The sequence below is a fragment of the Rhodococcus sp. SB1D genome, assembly GCF_048573875.1.
In the GTDB taxonomy this organism is placed as follows: domain Bacteria; phylum Actinomycetota; class Actinomycetes; order Mycobacteriales; family Mycobacteriaceae; genus Rhodococcus_F; species Rhodococcus_F qingshengii.
The window spans coordinates 141,395-154,040 of the sequence record NZ_JBMAIQ010000010.1 but is presented as its reverse complement, the minus strand read 5'-3'; the positions used below and the strand labels follow the sequence as shown (position 1 = coordinate 154,040).

10 protein-coding genes are annotated in these 12,646 nt (G+C 60.8%); 5 read left to right on the top strand and 5 right to left on the bottom strand.

Annotation, left to right across the window (positions count from 1 at the left end):
- Positions 1-53: 53 nt before the first annotated feature.
- The gene (locus tag ACN50D_RS21840; RefSeq protein WP_030537060.1) at positions 54-440 is read left to right on the top strand and encodes a DUF2784 domain-containing protein; all 387 of its coding nucleotides are present in this window, start codon (positions 54-56) and stop codon (positions 438-440) included.
- Between the two features lie 60 nt (positions 441-500).
- Here the strand turns inward: ACN50D_RS21840 and ACN50D_RS21835 are convergent, their stop codons facing one another.
- On the bottom strand, positions 501-926 hold the full coding sequence (locus ACN50D_RS21835) for a nitroreductase/quinone reductase family protein (RefSeq protein WP_211921140.1): 426 nt from the start codon (positions 924-926) through the stop codon (positions 501-503).
- A gap of 109 nt (positions 927-1,035) precedes the next feature.
- On the opposite strand from ACN50D_RS21835, the gene ACN50D_RS21830 reads away from it, so the two are divergent.
- Positions 1,036-1,458, top strand: coding sequence for an ArsR/SmtB family transcription factor (locus ACN50D_RS21830; RefSeq protein ID WP_003942406.1), 423 nt, complete (start codon positions 1,036-1,038; stop codon positions 1,456-1,458).
- On the top strand, positions 1,455-2,486 hold the full coding sequence (locus ACN50D_RS21825; protein ID WP_211921138.1) for a cation diffusion facilitator family transporter: 1,032 nt from the start codon (positions 1,455-1,457) through the stop codon (positions 2,484-2,486). Before ACN50D_RS21830 ends, ACN50D_RS21825 begins: the two co-directional genes overlap by 4 nt.
- Before the next feature lie 34 nt (positions 2,487-2,520).
- On the opposite strand, the gene ACN50D_RS21820 is transcribed toward ACN50D_RS21825, so the two are convergent.
- A complete protein-coding gene (locus ACN50D_RS21820) occupies positions 2,521-3,132 on the bottom strand; it encodes a glyoxalase (RefSeq protein ID WP_042923073.1) in 612 nt (203 codons plus the stop codon).
- A gap of 317 nt (positions 3,133-3,449) precedes the next feature.
- On the opposite strand from ACN50D_RS21820, the gene ACN50D_RS21815 reads away from it, so the two are divergent.
- Both ACN50D_RS21815 and ACN50D_RS21810 read left to right on the top strand, forming a co-directional pair.
- Positions 3,450-6,554 carry a multicopper oxidase family protein gene (locus ACN50D_RS21815; RefSeq protein ID WP_211921324.1) on the top strand — a complete coding sequence of 1,035 codons (3,105 nt, stop codon included), beginning with the start codon at positions 3,450-3,452 and terminating at the stop codon, positions 6,552-6,554.
- 117 nt (positions 6,555-6,671) lie between these two features.
- Complete coding sequence (locus ACN50D_RS21810; protein WP_211921136.1) at positions 6,672-7,910, top strand: HNH endonuclease signature motif containing protein; 1,239 nt, start codon at positions 6,672-6,674, stop codon at positions 7,908-7,910.
- A gap of 85 nt (positions 7,911-7,995) precedes the next feature.
- Here the strand turns inward: ACN50D_RS21810 and ACN50D_RS21805 are convergent, their stop codons facing one another.
- Genes ACN50D_RS21805 through ACN50D_RS21795 form a run of 3 tightly spaced genes read right to left on the bottom strand, consistent with a single transcriptional unit; the run spans position 7,996 to position 12,478 of the window.
- Positions 7,996-8,967: an antibiotic biosynthesis monooxygenase gene (locus ACN50D_RS21805; RefSeq protein ID WP_021333615.1), complete on the bottom strand. Its 972-nt coding sequence runs from the start codon at positions 8,965-8,967 to the stop codon at positions 7,996-7,998.
- Entirely contained in the window at positions 8,964-11,657 is a 2,694-nt protein-coding gene (locus ACN50D_RS21800) for a molybdopterin-dependent oxidoreductase (RefSeq protein ID WP_211921134.1), read from the bottom strand. The genes ACN50D_RS21805 and ACN50D_RS21800 overlap by 4 nt, the downstream gene beginning before the upstream one ends.
- On the bottom strand, positions 11,654-12,478 hold the full coding sequence (locus ACN50D_RS21795) for an FAD binding domain-containing protein (protein WP_007733027.1): 825 nt from the start codon (positions 12,476-12,478) through the stop codon (positions 11,654-11,656). The genes ACN50D_RS21800 and ACN50D_RS21795 overlap by 4 nt, the downstream gene beginning before the upstream one ends.
- Between the last annotated feature and the right edge of the window lie 168 nt (positions 12,479-12,646).

Sequence of the window (12,646 nt, the reverse complement as noted above, 5' to 3'; positions counted from 1 at the left end):
CATCGGATTAGTCTGGTTGTTGCGGGACTTCCGCGCCACGAGCGGAGACGACGATGGTGTATCGGCTCATCGAAGTAGTAACGGTGTTCGTTCACTTCGGGTTTGTCCTCTATGTGGTGCTGGGTGGGTTCGTGGCGTGGAAGTGGCGTCGTACCATCGGTTTCCACCTTCTTGCAGTCGTCTGGGGAGTCGGTTCGATAGCGGTCGGATACGACTGCCCGCTGACCAATCTCGAGAACTGGGCCCGCCGGATGGCCGGGATCGCGGAGTTGCCGTCCACCGGATTCATCTCGCACTACATCACCGGCGTGTTCTATCCGGCGAGTATCGAAGGCCTTGTACAGGCGCTCGCGGCGACAGTGGTTGTCGGATCCTGGGTAGGATACGTGCTGCTCGGACGGCATGCGAAGGGTGAGGTCAAAGCCTCTTCAGCGACCTGATTCCGTACAAACGATCCCAGCCGTTTCCGAATGGAAACGACTGGGAGGTGCTACCAGGATTTACGCGCGAGTCAGGGCTACCACCGGGATTGTGCGGATCCCAGCGGTCTTCTCCGCGTATTCGGCAAATCCCGGGTATCGACTGGCCTGCTCGTCGTAGATGCGGTCACGCTTATCGCCGGTTACTTCGCTGACGGAGACCGGGTATGTTTCGGTGCCGATCTCGACCTCTGCCTGGTCGGTGGCAACGAGGTTGTAGTACCAGTCGGGATTGGTCGGGGCACCGGCCTTGGATGCAAAAACGTAGATGGTCTTCGGATCCTGCTCGTCTGCCAGATACATCATGGGACTCACGAAATCGCGTCCGGATTTGCGTCCTGTGTGGTGGACCAACACCATGGGCGCACCTTCGAAGGGGCCGCCTACCTTGCCCTCGTTCTCCCGAAATTCCGCAATGATTCCTGCGTTCCAATCGTCGGTACTCATCGTTGTCTCCCGGTCTGCGAGTGGCGAAGGGCTCTGCCGCCAAGCTTTGCACAACTGGTGAATCGACGAGAGGTCATCTTCGGCGTCCAGCATGATCTACTATCTACGTATGAACGCAGATAGTGGTGTTTGTCGCCGCAAGCTTCCCGATGATCAAGTCGACCTCGTCGTCGAGGTGTTCCGCATGCTGGCCGACGCAACCCGTGTGCAGGTCTTGTGGGCATTGGTCGACCGCGAGTGCTCGGTGAACGAACTGGCGGAACGCGTCGGCAAGCCGGCGCCCTCGGTGTCGCAGCACCTGGCGAAATTGCGCATGGCAAGGTTGGTACGAACCCGCCGCGATGGTACGACGGTGTTCTATCGCCTGGAGAACGACCATGTGCGCCAACTGGTTACGGACGCGGTCTTCAATGCGGAGCATGCCGGACCCGGATTGCCGGGGCATCACCGTAGTGAAGGTGAGCTTCGGGAGATACACCCGGAGCGCTCGGCGAACGTCGATCGGACCGATCAAGAAGAAGGTGCGTCGTGACGCACGAACCCAAGACGTCCCACGGCCACGGCCACGGCCACGGCCACGGCCACCGCCATGTCCACGGGCCGAAGGGATTTCGATCGGCAGTCCGCGAAGTGTTCTCGCCGCACAGTCACGACGCTGCCGACAGTGTCGACGACGCATTGGAATCGAGCGTAATCGGCATCCGGGCGGTCAAGATCAGTCTTGTTGCGCTCGGAGTCACCGCAGTTGCTCAGGTCGCGATCGTGGCGATCTCGGGTTCGGTGGCGCTGCTGGCGGACACCATTCACAACTTCTCCGACGCGCTCACGGCAGTCCCACTCTGGATTGCCTTCGCGCTCGGTCGGCGCGCTGCGACCAGGCGCTATACCTATGGTTTCGGGCGTGCGGAGGATTTGGCCGGACTGTTCGTGCTCGCCATGATCGCACTGTCGGCAGTGATCGCCGGTGTCGAGGCGGTGAGGCGATTGATCAACCCGGTCGAGATCGAGCACCTCGGTTGGGTAGCGGCGGCAGGTTTGATCGGTTTCATCGGAAACGAATTGGTGGCGTTGTATCGGATCAGGGTCGGCAGGCAAATCGGTTCAGCGGCCCTGGTGGCCGATGGATTGCATGCTCGGACCGACGGATTCACTTCGCTCGCAGTCCTTCTGGGGGCGGGGGGAGTTGCGCTGGGTTTCCCGTTGGCAGATCCGATCATCGGCCTTGTCATCACCGTTGCCATCGTGGCGGTGCTCAGGACTGCAGCGCGAGACGTCTTCCGGAGGTTGATGGACGGCGTCGAACCTGAGTTGGTGGACGACGCAGAGCATGCATTGATGCACGAACCTGGAGTCCTCGGTGTTCGTGATCTGAAGATGCGGTGGATCGGACACCGACTGCATGCCGATGCAGAACTCGACATCGATCCCCGGGCAACACTTGCCGAAGCTCATGCGATTGCACACAGCGCCGAGCATTCGCTCACTCACGCGGTGCCCAAACTCGCTACTGCCTTGGTGCATGCGTACCCGGCGCATGACGCGGCCAACTCCGACGTCTGATACCGGCCGCCTTCCCGGTGATCTGTGCTTGATGTCAAGCGCAGGCGGCTTCCCAGGCGAAACCGTCTGGGTCTGTGAAGGTTTCAGACGCGCCGGCAACGGTCAGACGGTGTGATCCGGTGCCTTCCGGAGCAACCCCGGCATCCTTTGCCAAAGCGCGGCGACCATACAGTGCGAGTGTCACATTGTTTGCTGCACTGGTGAATTCGACGTACTTGCGACCGAAGCTCTTGGACACCTCGAGTCCGCGGTCGAGGTAGAACTGCTTGCTGGCCTTGACGTCTTCGGCGCCGAGCAGCAGCACGAGGCTGTCGATCGTGCGGGTGGCCGGCCCGTCGTTCTTCTTCGACGACGTGGCGATCTTCCAGATGGAACCGTCTGGAGCCTGGACGACTCCGCCGTATCCCCAGAGGGATTTCTTGACAGGCTTCAAGGCGGTGGCACCGGCTGCGAGTGCTGCGCCGACGAAGGCGTCGACGATGTTAGGTCGAGAGACGACGAGCGAAAGGGTGTACCCACGAAACCCTGTTGTCGGTTCGTTCGATTCGTGTAGCTGGATTCGATCTCCGACGCCGAGAGCGTTGTAGAAGGCTTCGGCTGCCGCGAGGTCGGGAACGTCGAGGATCACGGATTGCGCGGTGGTCATCTGGGCGCTCCCTGCTGATGTGTGGATCGACGACGTGTGGTCGGAAGTGGACTTCTGTGGTGTGTTCATGTTTTTCAACGTAATTGCGGGTCCCGTGGCTGTGCTTCTCGATTTCTGATCGGTTTGCTGAGACTGCTTGCAAGGTGCAGCACTCACGCAGGCCTTAGGTGGGCGATTTATCGTGAATATCCTGTTCAGCCCATGTTTTCTCGATAGGCTGGTGAGCGCTGATCGGACGTATCTCACGCCACCATGGAACGGGGAAACCAGTGATCACACTGCGAGGAAAGTCGTTAGCCGCAGCAGTAGTGGTGTCCATGACGATGGCGTTGGCCGCGTGTACCTCCGGTGAATCGGCGCCCGAGGTGGGCGGCAATTACGGCTCTGGCGGAACCGCCGTCGACTATCGGGAGCCGGTGAAACTGAGTAGCCGAGATGGTGTTCTCGAGGTGCGCTTGTCCGCTCATCAGGGAGTGATTCCGCTCGATACCGCTTCGGCGCCCGTGTCGAATTTTCTGCTCTTCGGGTACGAGGTCATCCGCGGTACGGCGTCGGACGGATCGACCTCGGCGAGTGACGTCTATCCGGCGCCGACTCTCCGCGTCAATCCCGGAGAGCGATTGATCATTCATTACGACAACGATTTGCAGGATCTCACGATCCAGGACTTCTACGATCCGGCATTCACACCGGCGGGCGGGGACGTGCCGATCTATCCGCCGGCGCTGACGTCGGCTCCGCTGAATCTGCACACGCACGGAGTGCACGTGAGTCCGGACGGCAATGCGGACAACGTGTTGCTCAACATTCCCGCCGGCCAGGGAAACGTGTACGACTACGCGATTCCGGGGACGATGCCGAACGGTCTGTACTGGTATCACAGTCACCGGCACACCCTCACCGCCCAGCAGACGTACATGGGCCTGGCCGGGCTACTGGAAATCGGCCGGCCGGACGGCAATCTGCCTGTCGTGACGGCAAACGACGTTCCGATTCGCGATATGGCACTGCAGTACAACTTCGTATTCGACCGAAAAGGAAAGGGCCGACAGCTCAACGACGCGAACTGGCCCCAATTCGTCAGTACGTTGACGCCACCCGCCGGTACGGAACTAGCCGACGGCACGTACCGTCCGAGCCTTGCTCCGGTGAATTTCTCGGACACCACCGAGGGCACGCAGTATTTCACCAACTGGTACACCGGACCGTTGTCCCCGGCCAATCATCGTGGACAGAATCAATTCGTTCCAGGCAATCTGCAGAGCTTCGTGGGTGAATCGACGACTGTACCGGCCGATCCCTCACTGCCGGACAACCAACGCGATGTGCAGTACACCGTGAACGGTCAGTTCCAGCCGTCGCTGAAACTGAAGCCGGGGCAGACCGAGATCTGGGTGCTTGCCAACATCAGCGACTTTGCCTACATGCCGGTCACGTTGACGGAAACCGCAACCGGCGCCCATCCGAAGTTCGCCATCGTAGGGCAGGACGGAAACCCGTTCGACGAGGTCAGGCCACCCGTGGACGGGGACGGAACCAGGCTGGTGATTCCGCCGGCCTCGCGATACGCAATCGCAGTGAAGATGCCGGAGTCCGGCGATCTGGTGCTGGAGATGCCACCGCTCGAAGGTGCAAAGCCGGTGAGCAATCCAGGCATTCTCTACACCAACAACGGTACCGACAATCCGCCCGCCGAACTCGGAACCGTCACCGTCGACCCGTCGGTGATCAGTTACGCGGACGGATTCTTCACGTTCCCGACTCAGCAGTTGATCCGTGCGACGCCAGACGAGGGTGAAGGAAAGACGACTCCCTTCGAGTTCGGACAGAAGCTCGATACCTACACCTCGTTCGTGGATACCGCAGCGATGACGCCCGACGTGACCCGCAATCTCACAGTGTCCGGTGGGTTCGGAAACGAGAAGGCCAGCAACAGCGATCCGAAGGCCTTCACCTACGAATTCGCCGACAACACGTTCCCCAACATTCCGCTGATTCAACCGCGACTGAATTCCGTTGAGGAATGGAAGATCACGAACCTCAACAACGACGAACACCCGATGCATATTCACGTCAACGACTTCCAGGTAACGGAAGTTGTGGATCCCGTCGCAGGTACCACGACGGGCGTTCAGCCCTGGGGAATCGACAACGTGAACGTGCCCGCTCCGGTGACTGACGAGAATGAGAATGCTCTCGAGCCTGCGTCAGTGACGTTGCGAACGAAGTTCACCGAGTACACCGGAACCTTTGTGATTCACTGCCACCGACTCAATCACGAGGACAACGGTTTGATGGCGACTGTCAACGTGATTCCCGAGGTATCGACATATGCCGTCGCGATACCTGGTTCGGCCGGCGTGCCCGCCAAGGTGCAGATATTCGATGCCAACGGCGACAAACTGATCACTGCTGTGACGCCCTTCCCGTCGTTCGAAGGCACCCCGAGTGTTGCGATGGCGGACGTGAACGGAGACATGGTGCTTGATCTGGTCGCTGGAACAGGTGCAGGCTCGGCTCCGGAAGTGGTGGCGTACAACGCAGTCGGCGGCGTGCCGTTCACCGACGAGTTGGCAAGATTCGCCCCCTTCGATGTGGGTTTCCGCGGTGGAGTGAACGTCGGCGGTGTCGACATCGACGGAAATGCACTGGCAGACAACATCATCGTTGCATCAGGCCCAGGGATGGAGTCGCAGGTCAAGATCTACTCCACCGACCTTCCGGCGGACAAGAGGTCCGCACCCACAGAATTCGGTTCGTTCTCGCCGTACCCGGGATCGAGTAGCGGAGTCACGTTCGCAACCGGAATGGTTGACAGTCACTCCGGTCGAGCGAGCATCGTGACCGCACCCGGTGCGGGCGAGGAGCCGTTGATCAAGACGTTCCGCTACGACCTGTACGAACCGACGGCGGCTGCGCAGGGCGGCTCCGATGAACACGCAGGTCATACGGCTGGTCCGGCAACGACATCACAGTTCTTGGCATTCGATCAGGACTACCGCGACGGGGTGTCTCTGTCGACGGGTTGGGTGGCCGGCGCCGAGGGCGGAGCAAAGTCGATAGTGGCAGGCATGCTCGGAGGCGAAGGATCCGTCCGCGTCTTCTCGAGTGGATCCAGGCTCGACGGTGCGCCCGAGATGTACCTGGAGAGCCCAGATCATCATTCGACGGACGTGGTGTTTCGGGAAGTTGCATCCTTCGATCCGTTCACCGGTCCAGGGACGGGTGTCGGAGTAGCCACGACGAGCACGACCACCGGCGCGGATCTCCTCGTCAGCGGCAGCGACGGAAGTGGTGCCGAAGTTCGGAAATTCACTCTCGGTCGTTCCGATCCGTCTGCGACCACATTGACACCGACGCTTGTGGGAACGCTGCCGCCCTATCCCGTCGGCGGGGGAGTTTTGCCGCTCGGTGGCCGATGATCCGGTTTTGAGATTTACTGAAAGTAGTTTCATGTCAACGGGTCTCGAGCCTTCCTGTTCTCGAAGTTGTCCGTTTTGTCTCTGGTTATCGAAAGTGTGTTCGATTAAACTTTCGGTATGGACAGTCGGGAAGCGTGGCAGCTGGATGGCGAGGGCCTCAAGGGTGAGGTTCTCGATCTGGTGCGTGTCCGGCACGAGTTGCAGTCGCGGTTGGTGTTGCTGATCGTGGAGATGTTTTCCCGGGACGTTCTCGGCGGGAAGGGTTTTCGGGCGATCGCGCAGTGGTTGCATGGTTCGACGAATCTGGAGATCGGTGAGTGCAGCCTGCTGGTCGGGTTGGCGCGGTTGTTGATGCTCGAACCTGTTGTCGCGGATGCGTTTCACCGCGGGGATGTTGATGCGTTGAAGGCGCGGCAGGTGGCGTCGTTTTGTCAGCATCCGCCGAAGAACATGACCCTGGCGGATGTGGACAAGGCCCGCGGGATTCTGTTGGGTTTGGCGTCGAAGAACATCGCCGATTGTGATGCGGTGCGGGCGGCGATTCGGCGGATCGAGAAGCAGTACGGCAAGCGTGAGGACGGGGTTCCGGTGGGTGAGGATTCGGAGCGTAACGAGTTCTATGCCTCGAAAGGTTTGTACGGGCGCGTGTCGGTGAAGGGTGATCTGGATGCGGTGAACGGGGCACGTCTGATCACGTTGTTGTCGAGTCTGTCTGCGCCGACGCCGGAGAAGGACGGCGTCAAGGACACCCGTACTCCGGCGCTGCGGCGTGCGGACGGGTTTTGCGAATTGTTGCGGCGGTACGAGCGGGCGGGGTTGGGTCCGATCGAGGGCGGAGTGAAACCGCACATCACAGTCACCGCCAGTGCAAAAGACATGACCGACCTCAAAGCATTGAAGGATCTACTGCCGTCGACGGAGGAACTCGGGTTTGCGTGGGCGGATTGGGTGGGTCCGATCAGTATCGATACTGCGCGGATGTTGGCGTGCGATTGCACGGTCACGCGGATTTTGTTGGATGAGAATGGTGTTCCGCTCGACTGCGGTAAGGAAGCGCGAACAGCGACGGTGCCGCAGCGGCGGGCGTTGGCGGTTCGTGATGGTGGGTGTGCGTTTCCGGGGTGCTGGACTCCGTCGGGGTGGTGCGATGCTCATCATATTGTTCACTGGGGTGATGGTGGCCCAACGGATCTCGATAATCTGGTCTTGTTGTGTGGTCATCATCATCGGACGCTGCATCACACGGAGTGGCGGGTGGAGATCGGTCCGGATCGGAAATCGGTGTTCTATCCACCGATGTCGATCGATCCGTTCCAGCAGCCGATCGGCGGGAACAGCCCACCAACGGCCGCGTGAACGGACATAACTGAAAATGCCAGCGTATGCACCGGGGAAGAATCATGCCCCGTTACATGCGCTGGCTTTTCGTGTTCCGGAGAGTTCAGGGCAGCGACCAGAACTGAGTAGTCACGAGGTAGAAGACGATAACCCAGAACAAGGTCACAGCGGCGACGATTGCCACCCCTTGTGCGTTGGTTTTTGCGACAGGAATCCCCGGAGGCGGACGCAGCCAACGGCGCAGGAGTCGATTCACGTAGTACGGCATCGTGAAGAAACTCATGATGAAGCTCGACAGCAGATTGCCGATCAACAATCCGAGCCAGAGTGGCAGCTTCAGCGGTGACAGCGCCAAAGTAAGCAAGACGACAGTCGGGTAGAGACCGACCCAGACCGCGATCGAGGTTTTTGTCTCCGAAGGTGGAGGGGCCTCGTTTCCGTTCTCGTCGAAGGCAAACCAACTGCCGAACGAATTGTCCACGGTTCGCAGTTCGAAGTCGTGAAACTTGCGGCCCTCGGCGAGGAGTTGTTGTCGCTCAGGGGAAGTCAGCCACGTATCGAGGTGGGCAGCATTGTCGAAGCGATACAGCAGGGTCCATTCATCCTGCACACCGTCGACGGGGCGAAACAGTTCGGTGCCGCGGAATCCGTCGAAAGCACTCTCCACCTCCCGAAGGCGATCCTGCCAGGCAAGGAACTCGTCGATGCTGTCGTCACCTACTCGGTGCGTCACTACGACGGTCAGCAGTGGGTCCGGAGGCCTGATCCCGCCGCTCACTACCTGCTGCGTGGCCGGGCCGTCGAAGAACTGACGACCGCTGTCGAGGTAGTCCTGCCTCGTCGCGCTGTTGATCCACGCTTGAACATGAGCGATGGAGTCGAAGCGGTACACGATCACCCAATCAGGTTGGGTGGGCGTCGGAGCAGCGATTTCTGCCCCGAGGAAGCCTGCATAATCTGCGGCGGCTCGGTTGAGATCTTTCTGCCAGACCTCGAATTCTTTCTCCAGTCCGGCACGCACTCGCTGGCCGATGATGACCGTCGCGGCGCTGTCCGCCGACGTGTGCGCGGTCATCGGTTCAGGCCTGTGTAGATGCGTTCCGGGGTGAGCGGTAGCGACCGGAATCGTGACCCGGTTGCATCCTGCAGTGCGTTCGCCAATGCAGGGGCAACCGGATTGATGCAGCACTCCGCCATGCCCTTGGAGCGGAGAGGACCGACGGAGTCTGATGACTCGACGAGGATCACCTCCGTGCGTGGGATATCTGCATATGTCGGGATCCGGTAGTTACGTAGATTCGGGTTCATCATCGCGCCGTTTGCGTCTACGTGGAAGTTCTCGGTGAGTGCGAAGCCGATGCCCTGGGCGACGCCACCTTCGATCTGTCCCCGCACCTGCGCCGGATTGATGATCACCCCAGCGTCGGTGGCTTGGACGCTGTAGAGAATGCGGATCTCGCCGGTGATGCGATGGACGGCAATCCGGAAGCCATGAGTGTTGGACACCACGCTGCGCGGAGATCCGTATGCCTTCCGCGCCTCGGTGAATCGGATCCCGCGCGGGGGCGCGGCCTCGAGTATCTCTTGCAGTGTTAATCGAGTACTACCGCAGACGATCTTGTCGTCGTCCATCGAGCACTGGTCAATCGACACGCCGGTGTGGTGCGCGGCGAAGGCAAGTAGGCGATCGCGGAGCGCATTCGACGCGCGAAGTACCGCGTTCCCAGCGACAAACAGGCCGGCGCTGGCGAAAGCGCCTGTGTCGAAACCGGTTCGGTCGGTGTCCGACTGAATGATTCGTACACGCGACGGAGTTGTGCCCAGCTGATTTGCGGCGATCTGCACGTGGGCCGTAGAAGTTCCCTCACCGAATTCGACTGTGCCGATGGCAAGTTCGTATACACAGTCTTCGCCGAGGGTGAGCCAAGCCTCGGAAATGTGCTCGGTGGGTGGCGCGGTCTCATGTAGTGAACTGGCGGTACCGGTGCCGATCAGCCAATCGTCTCCGAGCGAGGGAACCTGTTGCCGCTTCAACGCGGTGTCGATCAGATCGATGCATTGCCCCAGTCCGTCTTCGGTGAAGATCACGTCGTCTGGGCCGTCTTCGAGTGCGATCAGCGAATCGCCCGGTCGGACGATATTGCGTCGACGCAGTTCGAGCGGATCCATGTTCAGCGCGACGGCCAATTCGGTCATGGCCGATTCCACGGCAAAGGCCGGTTGCGTCATCCCGTACCCACGCAGAGCGCCGCTCGGGACGTTATTGGTGTACACGGAATACGCATCGAACTTCTTGTTGGCGCAGCGGTAGAGCGATACTGCCGCGCCGCCGGCAAAGAGTGTCTCTCCACCGTGGTTTCCGTACGCACCGGTGTTCGATACGTTGCGATACTGAAAGGCTGTGAGGGTTCCGTCCGACTTGGCACCGAGCTTGATCGTGAGCTTCATCGGATGACGCGGCGACGCGGTGGTGAACTCTTCTTCTCGGGTGAACTCGAGGCAGACGGGACGACCGGTGTCGAGGGTGGCGAGCGCCACCAGATCCTCGCTGATCACTTCCTGTTTTCCTCCGAACCCGCCGCCCACGCGTTTGCAGAACACGCGTAGCTGATCCGGGCGGAGGTCGAAGAGATGGGCGAGTTTGACCTTGGCGATGGAGGGGGACTGCGAACTTGTGCGAACGTGAAGGCGTCCGTCTTCCATCCAGGAGATCGAACCGTGCGTCTCGAGGTGCGCGTGCTGAACCCGCGGCGAGAAGTAGGTGCCTTCGTGGATGACGTCGGCCTCGGCGAACCCTGCCTCGACGTCGCCCACATGACCGTGAAGTTCGAGCAGGATGTTGTGCTCGGGATCTCGAACAAAGGGATCGTCGGATCCGTGCAGGGCTGGAGCGCCGTCGGCCATGGCCTCTTCCGGATCGAACACGGAAGGCAGGATCTCGTAATCGACCTTCACCTTCCGACGGCCTTCTTCCGCAGCGACGACGGAGTCGGCGAGGACGGCCACTACACGCTGACCCACGAACCGCACGACGTTGTCGAGAATGTAGGTGTCGTCCGGATCGACAAGGTGGTCGGTATGTATTGCCGTGGTGAAGAGCTTGCGCGGCACGTCTTTCCAGGTGTAGACGCGATGGACACCGGGGACGGCGAGCGCCTCGGTGGTGTCGATGGAGGTGATGCGGGCATGTGCGTGAGGCGAGTGCAGCACTTTCAGGTGCAGCATGCCGTCGATCGCGGTGTCCATAGTGTATTCGGCTCGGCCGGTCACCACGTCGGTGGCCGCCGGCGCCCCGACGCTGGTTCCGACGGCCTGTCCCGGGAGGGCAACTTCGATAGCACCGACACCGTTGACCGCGTCTTCGATGGATCGGTAACCGGTGCAGCGGCACAGGTTTCCCTTGAGCGCTCGCGGCAAGTCTTCTTTCTGCGCGTCGGTGAGCGCCGCCGAGGTCATGATCATCCCGGCGGTGCAGAACCCACACTGAAAGCCGGGTGCATCCCGGAACTGCTGCTGAATCGGATGGAGATCTTCGGGCGTGCCGAGTCCCTCGATCGTGGTTACCGCGCGACCGTCGGCGCGAAAGGCGGGCGTGATGCAGCTGTGTATCGGTGTTCCGTCGAGCCACACTGTGCACGCCCCGCAGTCCCCGCCGTCGCACCCCTTCTTCACCCCGTGGTGTCCGAGGTGCCGAAGAAACGTCCGGAGACACTGTCCCGGGAACGGCTCCTCGTGGAACTGCCGGTCGTTCACCGTGTAGCTCATGACTGGCTCCCCGTGAGTTCGTTTCGGAGCTCGTCGGCGTAGTGGCGGGCGAGGTGGAGGCGGTGGTCTGGGGTTCCGTTGGGATCGTCGAACCAAATGTCGGCCGAAATGGAGTCGACGGCTCGTCGCAGAGAGTGCTCGTCCGGCATGGTGTCGAACGTCAGCCGGATCGGATGGGTGGTGCCGGCGGTGATGGTGAGGTGAAAGTCGTCGGCGCCAGGAGTCTGCGTCGCGATCATGAAGATCGTCGAACGGCCGAGGTGCGTGAGACTGAAGCGGCGGTGGGCGTGCCGTTTGGTGAGTGCGTGCACCGGGAACTCGATGCTCCGAAGGACTTCGCCCGGCTCCAGGACATTCTGGTGGTCACCGGTCACGAAGTCGCACGCGTCGACGGTCCTCACTGTTCCGTCGGTAGCCCATAGTGTGAACGAAGCCTCGAGTGCAACTGCCAGGGTGATCATCGGTCCGGCCGGAAGCGACATACAGATGTTGCCGCCTACGGTGGCCGAATTCCACACCTTGAAAGACGAGAGGAAGTACTCGCAGCTGACGCGAATAAGTGGACTCGCACGCCAATTGTCCGGCGGGACAAACGCATACAGTTCGGCAACGGTGCACGTAGCTCCGACACCGAAATGAGTCGGGCCGACCTCCAGTGGTGTCCAACCGAGCGCGGTGAGGTCGACCAGTCGACGCGTGTCGGGTTGTTCTGCTGAGAACAGCCACGTTCCTCCCGCGAGCCAGGCGTCGCCGGGACGCCACACGTCCCCTGGGCGATCCGGTGGTCGGCGTATCACGTCGGTAATGGTGGTGATGTCCATGCGCCTGCTCCCCTCGGGGGATGTGTCTTCTCGGAGTGGGACATTACCGAGGTGACGAGACGCATTCACACTTTTAGTACATATCGGGCACGCGAAACATGAGCGATACGTACGTGACATCGACTGGTGGGGCGGTGCATGCGCGTGCCGATTCTGGGTACGACTGCT